Source organism: Microbacterium sp. NPDC088619 (assembly GCF_044752825.1).
In the GTDB taxonomy this organism is placed as follows: Bacteria; Actinomycetota; Actinomycetes; order Actinomycetales; family Microbacteriaceae; genus Microbacterium.
This window is the reverse complement of sequence record NZ_JBIVLZ010000002.1, coordinates 217,898-232,794: the sequence shown is the minus strand read 5'-3', so window position 1 is coordinate 232,794 and position 14,897 is coordinate 217,898. Positions and strand designations below refer to the sequence as shown.

General features: G+C 68.0%; 16 protein-coding genes and 1 riboswitch. Of the genes, 5 read left to right on the top strand and 11 right to left on the bottom strand.

Annotated features, from left to right (window positions below):
- Nucleotides 1-2: 2 nt before the first annotated feature.
- Genes ACIP5T_RS15600 through idi form a run of 7 tightly spaced genes read right to left on the bottom strand, consistent with a single transcriptional unit; the run spans nucleotide 3 to nucleotide 5,684 of the window.
- On the bottom strand, nucleotides 3-890 hold the full coding sequence (locus ACIP5T_RS15600) for a prenyltransferase (protein WP_400865403.1): 888 nt from the start codon (nucleotides 888-890) through the stop codon (nucleotides 3-5).
- Nucleotides 887-1,231 carry a lycopene cyclase domain-containing protein gene (locus ACIP5T_RS15595; RefSeq protein ID WP_400865400.1) on the bottom strand — a complete coding sequence of 115 codons (345 nt, stop codon included), beginning with the start codon at nucleotides 1,229-1,231 and terminating at the stop codon, nucleotides 887-889. The genes ACIP5T_RS15600 and ACIP5T_RS15595 overlap by 4 nt, the downstream gene beginning before the upstream one ends.
- Complete coding sequence (locus tag ACIP5T_RS15590; protein ID WP_400865397.1) at nucleotides 1,228-1,569, bottom strand: lycopene cyclase domain-containing protein; 342 nt, start codon at nucleotides 1,567-1,569, stop codon at nucleotides 1,228-1,230. The genes ACIP5T_RS15595 and ACIP5T_RS15590 overlap by 4 nt, the downstream gene beginning before the upstream one ends.
- Nucleotides 1,569-3,170 carry a phytoene desaturase family protein gene (gene crtI, locus ACIP5T_RS15585; RefSeq protein ID WP_400865395.1) on the bottom strand — a complete coding sequence of 534 codons (1,602 nt, stop codon included), beginning with the start codon at nucleotides 3,168-3,170 and terminating at the stop codon, nucleotides 1,569-1,571. The genes ACIP5T_RS15590 and crtI overlap by 1 nt, the downstream gene beginning before the upstream one ends.
- A complete protein-coding gene (locus ACIP5T_RS15580; RefSeq protein WP_400865392.1) occupies nucleotides 3,167-4,072 on the bottom strand; it encodes a phytoene/squalene synthase family protein in 906 nt (301 codons plus the stop codon). Before ACIP5T_RS15580 ends, crtI begins: the two co-directional genes overlap by 4 nt.
- A complete protein-coding gene (locus tag ACIP5T_RS15575) occupies nucleotides 4,069-5,160 on the bottom strand; it encodes a polyprenyl synthetase family protein (protein WP_400865390.1) in 1,092 nt (363 codons plus the stop codon). Before ACIP5T_RS15575 ends, ACIP5T_RS15580 begins: the two co-directional genes overlap by 4 nt.
- Before the next feature lie 2 nt (nucleotides 5,161-5,162).
- Nucleotides 5,163-5,684, bottom strand: a complete 522-nt coding sequence (gene idi / locus ACIP5T_RS15570; RefSeq protein ID WP_400865387.1) for an isopentenyl-diphosphate Delta-isomerase — start codon at nucleotides 5,682-5,684, stop codon at nucleotides 5,163-5,165.
- A gap of 76 nt (nucleotides 5,685-5,760) precedes the next feature.
- On the opposite strand from idi, the gene ACIP5T_RS15565 reads away from it, so the two are divergent.
- Nucleotides 5,761-6,405: a MarR family winged helix-turn-helix transcriptional regulator gene (locus tag ACIP5T_RS15565; RefSeq protein WP_400865384.1), complete on the top strand. Its 645-nt coding sequence runs from the start codon at nucleotides 5,761-5,763 to the stop codon at nucleotides 6,403-6,405.
- A 1-nt stretch (nucleotide 6,406) separates the two neighbouring features.
- Here the strand turns inward: ACIP5T_RS15565 and ACIP5T_RS15560 are convergent, their stop codons facing one another.
- The 3 genes from ACIP5T_RS15560 to ACIP5T_RS15550 form a co-directional block, all read right to left on the bottom strand.
- The gene (locus tag ACIP5T_RS15560) at nucleotides 6,407-6,751 is read right to left on the bottom strand and encodes an Lsr2 family protein (RefSeq protein WP_400865381.1); all 345 of its coding nucleotides are present in this window, start codon (nucleotides 6,749-6,751) and stop codon (nucleotides 6,407-6,409) included.
- Nucleotides 6,752-6,789: 38 nt separating this feature from the next.
- The gene (locus tag ACIP5T_RS15555; RefSeq protein ID WP_400865379.1) at nucleotides 6,790-7,116 is read right to left on the bottom strand and encodes a DMT family transporter; all 327 of its coding nucleotides are present in this window, start codon (nucleotides 7,114-7,116) and stop codon (nucleotides 6,790-6,792) included.
- A 10-nt stretch (nucleotides 7,117-7,126) separates the two neighbouring features.
- A riboswitch (guanidine-III (ykkC-III) riboswitch) is annotated at nucleotides 7,127-7,194 on the bottom strand.
- A gap of 72 nt (nucleotides 7,195-7,266) precedes the next feature.
- Nucleotides 7,267-8,124 (bottom strand): LuxR C-terminal-related transcriptional regulator, encoded by an 858-nt coding sequence (locus ACIP5T_RS15550; RefSeq protein WP_400865376.1) that lies wholly within the window; start codon nucleotides 8,122-8,124, stop codon nucleotides 7,267-7,269.
- 109 nt (nucleotides 8,125-8,233) lie between these two features.
- Here ACIP5T_RS15550 and ACIP5T_RS15545 point away from each other — a divergent pair, with 109 nt between their 5' ends.
- Both ACIP5T_RS15545 and ACIP5T_RS15540 read left to right on the top strand, forming a co-directional pair.
- A complete protein-coding gene (locus tag ACIP5T_RS15545; RefSeq protein ID WP_400865373.1) occupies nucleotides 8,234-8,581 on the top strand; it encodes a DUF485 domain-containing protein in 348 nt (115 codons plus the stop codon).
- Nucleotides 8,578-10,215 carry a cation acetate symporter gene (locus tag ACIP5T_RS15540; RefSeq protein ID WP_400865371.1) on the top strand — a complete coding sequence of 546 codons (1,638 nt, stop codon included), beginning with the start codon at nucleotides 8,578-8,580 and terminating at the stop codon, nucleotides 10,213-10,215. The genes ACIP5T_RS15545 and ACIP5T_RS15540 overlap by 4 nt, the downstream gene beginning before the upstream one ends.
- Before the next feature lie 62 nt (nucleotides 10,216-10,277).
- Here ACIP5T_RS15540 and ACIP5T_RS15535 read toward each other — a convergent pair whose 3' ends face one another.
- The gene (locus ACIP5T_RS15535) at nucleotides 10,278-10,793 is read right to left on the bottom strand and encodes a methylated-DNA--[protein]-cysteine S-methyltransferase (RefSeq protein ID WP_400865368.1); all 516 of its coding nucleotides are present in this window, start codon (nucleotides 10,791-10,793) and stop codon (nucleotides 10,278-10,280) included.
- 189 nt (nucleotides 10,794-10,982) lie between these two features.
- Between ACIP5T_RS15535 and ACIP5T_RS15530 the strand changes: the two genes are divergently transcribed.
- A complete protein-coding gene (locus ACIP5T_RS15530) occupies nucleotides 10,983-14,702 on the top strand; it encodes an AAA family ATPase (protein ID WP_400865366.1) in 3,720 nt (1,239 codons plus the stop codon).
- Nucleotides 14,695-14,889, top strand: a complete 195-nt coding sequence (locus tag ACIP5T_RS15525; protein WP_400865364.1) for a hypothetical protein — start codon at nucleotides 14,695-14,697, stop codon at nucleotides 14,887-14,889. The genes ACIP5T_RS15530 and ACIP5T_RS15525 overlap by 8 nt, the downstream gene beginning before the upstream one ends.
- Nucleotides 14,890-14,897 lie beyond the last annotated feature (8 nt).

The following is a 14,897-nucleotide window of genomic DNA, read 5'->3' as shown; positions in this document are numbered from 1 at the left end:
CGTCAGGAGACCCAGGCGAGGATGAGGATCATCGTCGCAAGGAACCCGGCGAAGTAGTTCAGGAAGATGAAACGCCGCCAGGCGCGATTGGTGCCGGCGGAGGTCTCGTCGGTGACGTTCCACCAGGGTGCGGCGTTCACGATGTACGGCAGCGCGAGCGCGGCGCCCAGCGGACCGGGCCATGTCGTGAACAGCATCGCGATGCCGGCGAGCGCCCAGAGCGCGATCGACAGTCGCACTGTCGCACGGGCTCCGATCACGGTCGCGATCGAGCCGATGCCCCCTTCGCGGTCGGGCGCGATGTCCTGCACAGCCCCGAAGGCGTGTGCGGCCATGCCCCACAGGAAGAATGCGACGAGGACGATGACCGCCGTGGGCGAGAAAGCGGCTTCGGCCAGAGCGAGACCCACGATCGCAGGGGTCACGAAATGCAGGCTCGAGGTCGTCGAATCGAGGAACGGACGCTCCTTGAACCGGAGCTTCGGCGCGGAATAGGCGATCACGGCGAAGACGCTGATCGCCAGCCAGAACCACGACGTGGGGTTTCCGACGAGGACGAGGAAGACCAGGAACGGGACGTTCGTCACGACCGCCGCCCACAACGTGGCCCGGTGGATGCGGGGGGAGAGCAGCGCTCCCTCGATCCCGCCCTTGCGCGGGTTGGCGAGGTCGGACGCGTAGTCGAACACGTCGTTGATGCCGTACATCGCCAGGTTGTAGGGCACGAGGAAGTACAGGGTTCCGATGATCAGCGTGAGGTCGATCTCGCGCGTGCTGAGGAGGTATGCGGCTGCGAAGGGGAAGGCCGTGTTGATCCAGCTGATCGGACGGGAGGACAGGACGATCTGTGCGGCGTCGCGACCGACGGATCCGCGGGTCGAGGACGTCACGAGGGATCCGCCTCGGTGGCTCGGATGCCGGCGCGACGGCGTCGACGGGTCCGCATCGCCGCCCACAGAGTCGGCAGCAGCACCGCCCCGGCGAGCGGATAGGCGAAGTCCTCGAGAGGCGCGAGTCCGATGTGCACGCCGAGCAGATGGTCGGCCGAGTAGTGGAACAGGCCCGTCGCGATCATCACCGTGTCGAACACGGCAGTGAGGAGGAAGAGCACGACGACGGTCACAGCCATCGCACCGAGGTGGGCGCGATACCGCCCGGAGGCCACGGAGAGGGCGATGGCCCCCACCACGGCGGCGCCGACGAACCACGCGGAGAGCTCGATGTAGGTCACTGCCCGACCTCGCTCGGGCGCCGGCTCCGTCTTGTCAGGATCCGGACGGCACCGGTGTAGACGACCATCGTGCACACGACGAGGAAGAGCAGGAAGACCGGCTCCTCGATCGGGAGCTCGGGTGCGAGGACGATCCCTGACGCGATGGCGGCCTCGCCACGGAAGAAGATCCCCCCGGTGATGCCCGCGACATCCCAGACGAGGAAGAACGCGAGCCCGACGGCCGTGACGACGGTCGCCGAGACGGCGTCGCGCCAGAAGAAGAGTCGGAATCGCCGGTCGAGCAGCAGCATGCATCCGAGAGTGGCGAGCAGGAGCACCGGATAGACGAAGCCCATCACGCTGCTCCGCCCGTGGACGCAGCGGCGGTCGAGACGTCGAGCGGTCCGCCCGAGTGGTCGCCACGGATCCGTTTCAGAACGATCTCGGCGCTGATCAGGCACATCGGCACGCCGACCCCCGGTGCGGTCGTGGCGCCCGCGTAGTACAGTCCGGACACCTGGCGCGACTCGTTCTGAGCCCGGAACATCGCGCTCTGGGAGAGGATGTGCGCGGGCCCCAGCATCCCGCCGCGCCACGAGTTGTAGTCCTCGAGGAAGTCTGCGGGGCCCTTCGTCTCACGCACCACGATGCGCTCGCGCAGGTCGTCGATGCCGGCCCAGGTCGCGATCTGGTCGATCGCGGCGTCGGCAGCGCGCTCGATCGCCGCGGATCCGCCGCCGTCGGAGCCCCCGGCGCCCAACGCGGTGTCGGCGGGGATCGGCACCAGCACGAAGAGGTTCTCGTGGCCTTCGGGGGCGACGGTGCTGTCCGTGGCGCTCGGACGACAGACATACGTCGAGGCGGGGGAGGGGATCTCGGGGTGGTCGCCGAAGATGGCGTCGAAGTTGGCATCCCAGTCTTCGGTGAAGAACAGCGAGTGGTGCGGCAGCTCGGGGAGCGAGCCGCGGATGCCGAGCATCACGAGCACGGCGCCCGGTCCGCTCGTGCGCCGCTGCCACCAGGAATCGGGGTAGGTGCGAAGGTGTGGGGGGAGCAGCGCCGTCTCGGTGTGGTGCAGGTCGGCGCCGGAGACGACGATGTCGGCGTCTGCCCGGTGCGCGATCCCGTCGGAGTCGCGCCACTCGACGCCCGTCACGGTCGCCGCACCCGCCCGGATGCCGGTGCTGATCGCCGTGACATCGGCATCCAGAACGATCCTGGCGCCCGCGGCCTCGGCCAGCTCCGCGATGCGCTCGACCACTCGCCAGAACCCGCCCTGCGGATAGCTGACGCCCTCGTCGAGGTCGAGAGCGCTCATGAGGTGGTACATGGCCGGGGCGGTGCGGGGGTCGGTGCCGAGGAACACCGCAGGGTATCCGAGCAGCTGACGGATCACCGGATCGCGGAAGCGCCGAGAGGCGAACGACTGCAGGCGTGTGCCGAGAAGCGTGAAGAGACGAGGAAGGGCTCGCAGCACCTCCGGTGTCATCAGCGTGCGCAGCCGCGTGAACGGGTTGTAGAGGAAGTAGCGTTCGGCCATCACGCGCGCATCGTGCGCCGAGTCGAGGTACGCGTCCAGCGCCTGCGCCGATCCGGGCTCGCGCGACTCGAACAGACGAGACACGGCCGCGCGCCCGGCGGGCACCGTGACGGCGGGCGAGGGGTGCCCGTCCTCTCCCGGCGGCTGGAAGACGCGGTATCCGGGATCGAGGAGTGTCAGGTCGAGCTGATCCTGCGTCGAGGTGCCCATCATCGCGAAGAAGTGGTCGAACACCTCGGGCATGAGGTACCACGATGGCCCGGAGTCGAACCGGAAGCCGTCGCGCTCGATGGTGCCCGCGCGACCGCCGACTCGGCTGTTCTTCTCGTAGACGGTCACTTCGTGGCCGTCGCGGGCGAGCAGCCCTGCGACAGCGAGCCCTGCGACTCCTGCGCCTATCACCGCGATCCGACTCATCGGTTCCGCTCCATCGTCGTCACGAGCACAGATCGCGCGGCCAGCAGCGCCTTGATCGGGTCGGGCACGCGCACCCGACGCTGATAGAGGTCGGAAGCCGGAGTCTTCGAGACGCGCCTCGTCAGGGCCGCGAACAGCGCGTGGGCGCTGCGCACGGCAGCACGAGCGTCCTTGGGGAGCAGGGGGATCGAGCGTGCCGCATCGTCGAGCTGCGCCGTGATCGTGCGAACCCAGGCGTCCCGGTCGGCATCGGTGAGTCGGCCGTCGTCGCCGAGGTAGCCACGCTGCAGGCGCTCGGTGTCATCCGCGAGGTCTCGCAGGAAGTTGACGTTCTGGAAAGCGGCGCCGAGCTGACGCGCGCCGTGGGTCAGGGTCTCGAGCTCGCCGGTCGTGCGTGTGTCGTCTCGCAGGAACACCCGCAGGCACATCAGCCCGACCACCTCGGCCGAGCCGTACACGTAGCGCTCGTGCGCCGCCGTGTCGTAGGCGGTGAAGTCGGCGTCGGTCGCGATGTCGGCGGCCATCGAGTCGAAGAACGGCTGAGTGAGGTCCACGCCGATCCCGCACTCTCTCGCCGTGCGCGCGAAGGCGTGCAGCACGAGGTCGGTGCTGTAGCCGACGCTCATGGCCCGGTGCGTCTCGGCCACGTATGACGCGAGTGCGTCGGTCTGCGCGGATTCGTCCAGTCCCGCCTGCGCGGCGACCCCGTCGACGATCTCGTCGGCGATGCGCACCATGGCGTAGATGTTGCGCACGTGCTGGCGATGTCTCGCGCCGAGCAGTCGCGTCGCCAGCCCGAACGACGTGGAGTAGGTGCGGATGACCTCGGTGGATGCCGTGTCGGCGGCGCGGTTGAATCGCCCCAGACTCGCACCCGCCGCATCATGAGGGGTCGGGGTCATGCCTGGCGTCCTTCGAGGCGAGAAGCCGAGACGAGGATGGACCGCGCGGCATCCGAGCTGATCTCGCCGGCGAGTTCCGCCTCGGACAGCAGTGCATAGACCGCGTCGAGTTGATCTCCGATGAGTCCGACGACGAATCGCTCGGCTCCGCATTCGCGCAGAAGATCGCGCATTCCCGTGGCATCCTGCAGGCTGAGGTCTGCGGCACCGAATCGCGGCTCGATGCGCTCCCAGGCGCTCGTCGAGCGGGCGAAGGCGATGATCGCCGTCTCCTTGCCCTCCCGCAGATCAGAGAAGGCGTCCTTGCCGTGTGCGCGGTGGTCGCCGAAGACGCAGAGCAGGTCGTCCTGCAGCTGGTACGCGAGGCCGAGGTGGCGGCCGACGGACTGCAGCGTCGCTTCGGCAGAAGCGGACGAATCGGCGAGGAGCGCCGCGGCTCTCAACGGCAGCGAGAACGAATAGGTCGCCGTCTTGTAGACGCTCATGGTGAGGACGGTGTCGACATCCGATGCGATGATCCCGTGGCTGAGTGCGACGTCGGTGTGCTCGCCCGCCACCGTCTCGAGGATGGTCTGCTCGACGAGATCGAGCAGACGCCCCCGTGAGTGCGCCGGCACGTCGGCCCGAGCGAAGCCCATGATCGCGGCCGAGAGCAGCAGGTCGCCCATCAGGATCGCGCTGGATCTGGCCCAGTGCAGCGAGCCCTCTTCGGAGGCGCCGGGTGCACCCGACGCGAGCTGGCCGATCAGATTCGGTCGTTTGCGGCGGATCAGGTCTCCGTCGATGACGTCGTCGTGAAGCAGGAAGGCGTAGTGCAGGAGCTCGATGTGCGCCGCGATGTCCACGGCGGCGATCGTGGCGCTGTCGTCGGCGGACGGAACGAGCGCCCGGTGGATGTCGAGCAGCAGCTTCGGGCGCACGAACTTTCCGCCGAGGGCGTGGTCTGCGGTCGCGCGCCAGAGCGCCGCGAACTCGGTTCCGTACGCTTCAGCGTTCTCGCAGTGCAGTGCGAAGCGCTGGCGGAGCACTTCTTCGACTCGAGTGCTCAGGTCTTCTCGCGGGGCAGCCTGCGTCACGGTGACGGTCATGGTCACACCACCCCGAGGTCGCGGAGCTGGGGGAGCTGCTCGACGAGCCACGGGCTGAAGGCGAAGGGAGCGCCGAGGACGGAATCGGCGAACTCCGCCGGGTCGACCCATGCCCACTCGGCGACCTCATCGGGGTCGGGGGAGAGGGGGCCGTCGGCGACCGCCACGTGGACGGGGCAGATCTCGTTCTCGACTATCCCGCTCGCGTCGACGGCGCGGTAGCGGTACTCCGGCAGCACCAGGGAGACGTCTGTCAGGCGGAGTCCGAGTTCTTCCTCAGCCCTACGGTGCACCGCATCGGTCATTTCCTCGCCGGGTCGCGGGTGACCACAGAAGCTGTTCGTCCAGACCCCGGGCCAGGTGCGCTTCGCGAGTGCTCGTCGCGTCACGAGCAGCCGACCGTCGCGGTCGAAGACGTGGCAGGAGAAGGCCAGATGAAGCGGTGTATCTGTGGTATGCACCGTGTCTTTCGCACTGGTGCCGATCGCTACTCCGTCCGGCGAGAGGAGGGTGACCTCATCCAACGGGGAACCTCCTCGATTTTCGCTAGCTTAGCTAATAATCAACATAACATGAAACAATCGTGTGTAGCATGATGTCATGCACGACGGACCCGACGCCACCCCCCGCGGAAGCGGCGCGTCCGATGTGCTCTCCCGGCAAGACAGGGTCTCGCCCGACGGCCTCGCGCATACGGCGATCTATGACGTCGAGTCGGCGGATCCACGGAGCGCGCTGATCGACCGATCGGGGGTCGCCCCTGAGGATCTGCGCCAGATCGCACTCGTCATGGGGGCGCTCGGCGAGCTCAGGGACGCGGAGCAGAAGCTCTCACTCGCCTCGCGGCGCTACATGCGTCTGAACGAGACGGACATGCGCGCACTGCACTATCTGATCGTCTGCGCGAACCGCGGCGCGACGGCGACCCCCGGGGGCATCGCCACGCATCTGGGGATATCGACGGCGTCGACGACGAAGCTGCTCGATCGCCTCGAGAAGGGCGGGCACATCAGACGCGCACCGCATCCGACCGACCGGCGTGCGCTTGCGATCACCATCACGCCGGAGACGCGACAGGCGGCGATGGAGACGGTGGGTCGTCAGCAGGCCAAGCGCTTCTACTCGGCAGCGCGGCTCACGGCGGACGAGCGTGACGTGGTGATCCGATTCCTGTCGGACATGGCCCAGGAGATCACGCTCCGGGATGAGCCGTGGGCCCAGCCTGGAGTCGCGACCTCCGAGTGATTCAGTGCGCGGCGTTGTACGCCTCGACGACCGGGGCAGGAATGCGACCCCGCTCCGAGAGCGTGTAGCCGTTGTCGTTCGCCCATGCCCTGATCGCGGCGACCTCGGGGTTACGACCGGCGCGCTTGCGGGGCGCGGCCGATCGCGCCGACACGGCGGAGCCGGCCCGACGCCCTGCCGCGATATAGGGCTCGAATGCCGCGCGCAATTCTTCTGCGTGCGCGGAATTCAGATCGATTTCGTAGGAGGTTCCGTTCAGCGAGAAATGCACGGTCTCGCCTTCGCCGACGTCCAGGACGCTTCCGTCGATGTCGTCGACCAACTGGTGCACAATTCTTCTTGCCATGGAAATGACAATACTCCGGATAAACGAGATCCGGAATATTACTCGTGACCGGGGTCGATCAATTTCAGGCCGACGATGCATCCGACGAGTCCGAGAAGAAGCAGGATCCGTGCCCAGGAGACCTCGCTGTCACCCGTCGCCATAGCCCAGATGACGGTGAGGGTCACGCCGATTCCGACCCACACTGCATACGCAGTGCCGGTCGCGATATCGCGCATCGCGAATGCGAGTCCGATCATCGAGAGGGCCAGACCGCCCACGAAGATGATGCTCGGCCACAGCTTCGTGAGTCCCTCGGATTTGCCCAGGGCAGTCGCCCACACGGCCTCGAGAACTCCGGAGATGATCAGCACTATCCACGACATGACGGTCCTTTCGGACCAGTCTTTTCGCTCACCGGGTACTGGTCTGCCTCGTCCGGGGCCGGGGTTCACCGACCAGTATCCACGATAGCCGTCCGCGCTGGGCAGGGCCTGTGCAGCTCTGCTGCGTCGGCCGCCGCACGTGCGGTCGGCTCAGGGGAGCAGGCCGGCGCGACGCGCCTTGGCCACGGCGGCGTGACGGGTGGAGGCGTCGAGCTTCGACATCGCGGTGCCGAGGTACGCCTTGACCGTTCCTTCGCGCAGGCCGAGCTGGCCGGCGATCTCGGCGTTGGTCGCTCCCAGAGCCGCGCAGGCGAGCACATCGGTCTCCCGACGGGAGAGATGGACGGTCGGGATCGGTCCGGTCCCCGTCGGAGCCGCATCCTCCGCGAGCATCACGAGACGCTGCTCCACCTGGGCGATCCGTGCGCGCAGTTCGGCGTCGTCGACGGACGCCGCGATGCTGCGAAGCTCCGCGAAGCTCTCGCGCAGTTCTTCGCGATGACGAGGCGCGACGGATCCGGATGCCGGTGCGACCGCGCGCAGTCGTCGCTCCACCTCGTCGCGAACGCGCAGCTCCTCGGCCACCGACTGGGCGACCTGCATCGCAGGTGCGGTCGTCACGCCCCCGACGGGGGTCCTGTCCCACGCGCCTGCGTAGAGGACGCCGCGCGGGCGACCGCCCACGACGATGGGCAGGGCGAGCAGCGTCCGGAGTCCCTCGCCGAGCACGAACACGTCGTAGTCGTGGGTGATCTGCTGCGACGATCCGTAGTCGCTGGTCATGCGAGGCCGCAGCTCCATCATCGCCCGCCCGCCGAGACCGCGCTCGGGTCTCACGCGCAATCCGTCGAGACTGCGAGTGCGGTTTCCGACGATGCTGGTGACGCTGACGACGCCCTCGTCGATGAGTCCTCCGAAGGCGACCGGGAACCGGGTGCGCTGAGCGAGCTCGCGCACTGCTCTGGCGACGAGGTCGGTCTCTGATTCCAACTCGGTCGATGTGCTCACGACTACCTACTTTCGGGGGTGACGGCGCTGTTCCCCGTTTCGTAGCGTCGACCCTATCATTCGCCTGGGAAGCCGGAGCGAGCCGCAGCACATGAGGCAAGGAGGCCCCATGACAGACCATCCGACGGCTGATTCGCCGGGAGCGATCGACTACATCGCTGTCGAGCAATCACCACGATTCCGCGAGTTGAAGAAGACGCAGCGATCGTTCATCTTCCCGCTCGCGGCGTTCTTCCTCATCTGGTACTTCGTCTACGTCCTACTCGCCGCATTCGCGACCGACTTCATGTCGCAGCGGGTGTGGGGCGATATCACCATCGGTCTGCTCATGGGTCTCGGACAATTCGTCACCACCTTCGCGATCACGATGGGATACGTCGCATTCGCCAATCGGCGGCTCGATCCGATCGCCACCGAGATCCGAGAAGAACTCGAGAAGGCGCAGGGAGAAGCATGAACATCATTCACGCCGCCACCCAGCCGGTCACGGCCGAGAGCAATCCCGTCCTGAACATCTCGATCTTCCTGGCTTTCGTCGCGGTGACGCTTTTCATCGTGATTCGCGCGAGCAAGAACAACAAGACGGCGGCCGATTACTATGCTGCCGGCCGCTCGTTCACAGGGCCGCAGAACGGCTTCGCGATCGCCGGCGACTATCTGTCGGCTGCGTCGTTCCTCGGAATCTGCGGAGCGATCGCGATCAACGGCTACGACGGATTCCTGTACTCGATCGGATTCCTCGTCGCCTGGCTCGTCGCCCTGCTTCTCGTCGCAGAGCTCATGCGCAATACCGGCAAGTTCACGATGGCCGACGTGCTGTCCTTCCGTCTGAAGCAGCGTCCGGTGCGCATGGCCGCTGCGATCACGACCCTTGCGGTGTGCTTCTTCTACCTGCTCGCGCAGATGGCGGGCGCGGGCGGCCTGGTCTCGCTTCTGCTCGGAATCGACGGGCGACTGGGGCAGTCGATCGTGATCGCCGTGGTCGGTCTGCTGATGATCGTCTACGTCCTCATCGGAGGCATGAAGGGCACGACCTGGGTGCAGATCGTCAAGGCGTTCCTGCTCATCGGCGGTGCCATCGCGATGACGATCTGGGTACTGGCGATCAACGGATTCAGCCTCAACACGCTGCTCGAGGCGGCGGTGGAGAACTCCGACAAGGGAGATGCCATCCTCGGACCGGGTCTGCAGTACGGGGCGAACCCCTGGGACTTCGTGTCCCTCGGCATGGCACTCGTGCTCGGAACCGCCGGCCTCCCGCATGTGCTCATGCGGTTCTACACCGTGCCCACGGCCAAAGAGGCTCGACGTTCGGTGGTGTGGGCCATCTGGCTCATCGGCGGCTTCTATCTGCTGACGCTGGTGCTCGGGTACGGAGCGGGCGCGCTCGTCGGAGCGGACGTGATCGCGGCGGCACCCGGCGGGCCGAACTCGGCCGCGCCGCTGCTCGCGCTGTATCTGGGCGGACCGGTGCTGCTCGGCTTCATCTCGGCGGTCGCGTTCGCGACAATCCTCGCCGTGGTCGCCGGGCTCACGATCACGGCAGCAGCCTCGTTCGCACACGACATCTACGCGAACGTGATCCAGAAGGGCAGGAAGGATTCCGCGGGCAACCCGGTCGAGCCCGACCCCGACGGCGAGGTGCGTGTCGCCCGGCGAACGGTGGTCGTGATCGGCATCCTCGCCATCGTCGGCGGCATCGGCGCGCAGGGGCAGAACATCGCCTTCCTCGTGGCGCTCGCCTTCGCGGTCGCCGCTTCGGCGAACCTGCCGACGATCCTCTACTCGCTCTTCTGGAGACGATTCAACACTCGGGGCGCAGTCTGGAGCATGTACGGCGGTCTCGCGGCGGCGATCATCCTCATCGTCCTGTCGCCGGTGTTCTCCGGTTCTCCGACCTCGATGATCCCCGGGATCGACATCGTCCTGTGGCCGATGAACAATCCGGGCATCGTGTCGATCCCGCTCGGCTTCTTCCTCGGCTGGCTCGGCACCGTCACGAGCCGCACCAAGGAGTCGCCACTCCTGGCCGCCGAGATGGAGGTGCGCTCGCTGACCGGCTTCGGGGCGGAGAAAGCCGTGGATCACTGATCCGGCTGTGAGATGAACGTGGACCCCGGCGGCCTACTCGTCGGGGTCCACGTCGTGTGCGGTCAGCGGTGCGACTCGAGATCGAGAAGGAACCTCTTGCGCTCGGGATGCGCGCCGTACTGCCCCGCCGTTCCGTCCGATCGCACCACGCGGTGAACGGGGACGACGATGGAGAAGGGGGTGAGTCGGCACGCGGTGCCGACGGCGCGCGCGGCGCCGGGGCGACCTGCCAATGCCGCGATCTCGCCGTAGCTCATCGTCTCTCCCCACTCGATCGTGCTGATCGTCTGCAGAGCGGTGCGGGCGAAGCCGTCGGCGAGGCGCCAGTCGAACGTCAGATGATCCGCGAAGCGCACAGGAGAGCCGTCGAAGTACGCATCGAGGAGCTCGGTGACCTCGTCGGCCGCCCCGGGGTCGGGCTCGGGGACGGCCTGAAGCTGGTGGGACACGTTCTCGAGTACCCAGGGGACCGAGGGATCGTCCGATTCCGAGAGGTCGAATCGGACGAGACCCTCCTCGGAGAACACGGCGAGGGCGTCTCCGAACGGGGTCGGTGCGAAGTCGTAGCGGAAGGTCATGCCTCCATACTGACCGCAGCGACCGCAGGCGGGCATCGTCGGGGGCGCGACCGGGGGAGACCTCGCCGACTCGCACCCGGCGTGCAGAAGCGGTCTGCACACGCTCGGGCTCGTCATCGATGGGCGGAAATACGGTGAAACCCGCCCGGGATACCGGCTGCAGGGCGAGGCGCGCTTAGTGTGTGAGGTGTGTGGCGACGTGAAGGCAAGGCTGCGGATGACGCGGCGACCGATGCCGCAGTGACCCTCGGTGAATTGCACGAGCCGGTCTCCGGCATCGGCATCGCGCACGCCGCCGAGGCGGAGCGCACCCGTCTCCGTGCGGAAGCCGCGGACCTCGGCGGCTCATCACCGCTCGTCAACTTCCGCGACACGGTCGAGTCCGGCATCGACATCTCGAAGGCCCACCCCGGCAGCCTTCCCCAGTTCATCACCGGCAAGTCCACCTTGCTGTCGAACCTCTATCGCGACGAGGTCGGTCTGAGGACCGCGAGGCTCGCCGCCGAGCGGATCACCGCGAAGAACACCGAACTGCGCACCGTCCGCGGCATCGAGGCCGTGCACCTCGCGGTCGGCGTCGCGGGATGGCGTATCGGCGGCGCGGAGTTCGCGGCACCCGTGCTCCTTCGACCGCTGGCGATCCGTCGCCACCACTCCGACTTCGAGCTCAAACTGCAGGGGGCGTTCGAGGTGAACCCGGAGCTCGTGCGGATCGCGCGCGAGCACTTCGGCATCACGATCGACGCCGCCGCGCTCGCGGCCCTCGCGTACGACGGCGGCATCTTCAAACCCCAGCCGGTGATCGACAGCCTGCGCGCCACGACGCGGTCGATCGACACGTTCACCGTGCTGCCGAGGCTCGTGGTCTCGACCTTCGCCGACGTCGGCGGCGCGATGTCCCGCGATGCGGGCAGCCTCGACCATGCCGTGCTCAATGCCCTCGCCGGACACGTCGGCGACCGCGAGCAGGTCTCCGCTCGCAGACCCGAGCCTCACCACACCGGACCGGACGACCGGGCGCCTGCATCCGACAATCTCCTGCTCGATGCGGATGCCGAGCAAGAGGCTCTTCTCGCCAAGATCGCGGCCGGCCACTCGCTCACCGTCGCGACCCTCCCCGGCACCGGCGGCACGCAGACCGTGATCAACGCGCTCGGCGAACTCGTGCGCGCCGGGAAGCGCGTGCTGGTCGTCTCGGCGCGGCGCTCGACTCTCGACGGCGTGCGGCACCGCCTCGCGGGCATCGGTCTCGACAGTCTCGCCGTGTCGCCCGCCAGTGTGCGCCGCGACCTCGTGCGTGCCATCGGCCGCAACGAGAAGGCGACCGCTCCGAAGGTCAGCGACGTCGATGACGCGCTGGTCCGTCTGCGCGCCGTGCTGCGGGACTACCGGCAGGCGCTCACTGCTCCGGTCGCCGGGACGAACTCCTCGGTGCTCGACGCCACGCGCCACCTCACGAGACTCGCCTCGCTGCCCACTCCGCCGTCGACCACCGCCCGGCTCAGCGCCGAGACCCTCCGGCGTCTCGCCGACGATCGCTCATCGGCGGCCGCCGCGCTCGCGCACGCCGCGCGCCTGGGCGAGTTCCGCTTCGGCCCGGATGACTCGCCCTGGTACGGCGTGACCTTCTCGAGCACGGAGGCTGCGAAGTCCGCACATCAGCTGGCGGCGCGCCTGCACTCCGAGAGCGTGCCTGCCCTGCTCGAGCGGGGCTATGCGCTCATCGCCCAGACGCACATGCGTCCGTTCTCGACCATCGACGAGCTCGGTGAGTACCTGCGGCTCCTGCAGGGCATCCGCGATTCCCTCGACCGGTTCAGCCCCACCGTGTTCGAGCGCCCGCTGGGCGAGCTGATCCAGGCTCACGGTTCTCGTCGCGATGCCCCGGCGATGTCGGGAGCCAACCGTCGCCGCCTGCGTCGACTCGCGAAGGAGTACGTGCGCCCGGGCGTGCACGTCACCGAGATGCACGAGTCGCTGCTGCGCATCCAGGCGCAGCGCACCCAGTGGCAGCGCTTCGTGGACGCCGGCGTCGCGCCCGAGGTTCCGCTCGGCCTCGCCGACGTCTACGCCTCCTGGCAGCGCGTCACCGCCGAGCTCGCAGAGCTGGACGTCGCGCTCGGACGCAGGGAGCCTCTCGCGACGCTCCCTGTGGCCCGTCTCGTGCGCACTCTCGCCGGACTCGCAGCCAAATCCGATGTCTTCGACAACCTCGTGGAGCGCGCGCAGCTGCGCGATCGGCTGGCCGAACTCGGTCTCGAGCCGCTGCTCGCCGAGCTGTCCGTTCGCCACGTCGCCGAGTCGCGCGTGGGAGACGAGCTGGAGTTCGCCTGGTGGCAGACCCTGCTCGAGCGTGCCCTGCAGGAGGACCGCGCGCTTCTCGGTGCGAACACCGCCGTGGTCGATCGGCTCGAGCGGGACTTCCGTCTCGTCGACGAGGCGCACGCCGCGATGGCAGGACCGCTGCTCGCATGGCAGCTCGCCAATCAGTGGAAGATCGCGATAGTCGACGAGCCCCAGGAATCCCAGAACCTGAGGCGCGCGCTGAAGCAGCCGGCGACGACGACGGCCGAGATCGTGAGCTCCGCGCCCACTCTCGTCGACGTGCTCGCGCCGGTCTGGATCTCGTCGCCCTACCTCGTGCCGCAGATCCCCGACTCGGTCGAGTTCGACACCGTCCTCCTCGTCGACGCGGCCGCGATCAACCTCGCTGAGGCCGCCCCGGCGATCCGCCGCGCCCGTCAGGTCGTGGCGTTCGGCGACCCGGTCACGCAGCTGCCGACCGCGTTCCATGTCGCCGTCGACCCCGGCTCCGACTGGGAGCACGAGCTTCCCTTCGACTCCGTCTCGGTGTTCGAGCGGCTCTCCGAGCTGCTTCCGGTGATGACCCTCACGCGCAGTTACCGCGCCGGCGGCGAAGACCTCGCCGAGCTGATCAATGACGCGTTCTACGGCGGCGAGATCGTGTCCCTGCCGTGGGCAGGCTCATACCTCGGTCGCGGCAGCCTCACGGTGGACTACGTCGAAGGCGGCACGGGAGCGCCCGACCCGGTGTCGGGTGCGGTGGAGAGCCCCGAGGCCGAAGTCGCGCGTGTCGTCACGCTGGTCGTCGAGCATGCCGTGCATCGACCCGACGAGTCGTTGATGGTCGTCACGGCGAGCAGGCGTCACGCAGAGCGCGTGCGCGCGGCGGTCACCTCCGCCTTCGCCGGACGATCGGACGTTGCCGACTTCGTCGGCCGCGACACCGCGGAGCCCTTCGCAGTGCTCACGCTGGAAGAGTCTGTCGCCGAGAGTCGCGACCGCGTGATCTTCTCGCTCGGCTACGGCCTCACCAAGCACGGGCGAGTGCTGAGCGACTTCGGCGACCTCTCGACGCCGGACGGCGAGCGGCTGCTCACGGTGGGCATGACACGCGCACGGCGATCGATGGTCATCGTGTCATCGATCCGGCCCTCCTCGTTCGACGACGGACGCCTGGAGTTCGGCGCCGCCACGCTGATGTCGATCCTGGGTGGCCTCGCCACACGCGCACGGGACGCCCGTCTCGAAGATCTCGCCGATCCGCTGACGCTCGCGCTCGCGCGTGAGCTGCGCCGCCTCGGTGCCGCCGTCGACGTCGACTACCGCGGCCTGCTGCCGCTCGTCGCCCAGCACAACGGCAAGGCGGTCGTGATCGAGTCCGACCCGGAGTCGCGCGGGGAGTCCCTGCGCGAGACGCTCCGACTGCGCCCGCACGTGCTGCGCCGGCTCGGCTGGCACTACGTGCGCGTGCATGCGTTCGATCTCTACAGCGACCCGGTCACCGCAGCCGCGCGAATCGCCGGAGTCCTGGGCATCTCGGCATCCGCGGCTCGCGCCGACAACGACACGCAGCCGATCGATCTCACCGATCCGCAGAATGACTGACGAACTCGACCCTGACGAGCCCCGGCAGAAGGTCGTTCGGGTCGCCGGATCGAGACGAGCCCGGCTGACTCCCGTCGTCGGCACCGACGCGGATCCGGAGCGGGTCGCGAAGGAGCCGAGTCGCCCGAAGGGGCCGAAAGGTCCGAACGACGATCGGATGATGCAGGACGTGCCTCCGCACTACTGAGCACCTGT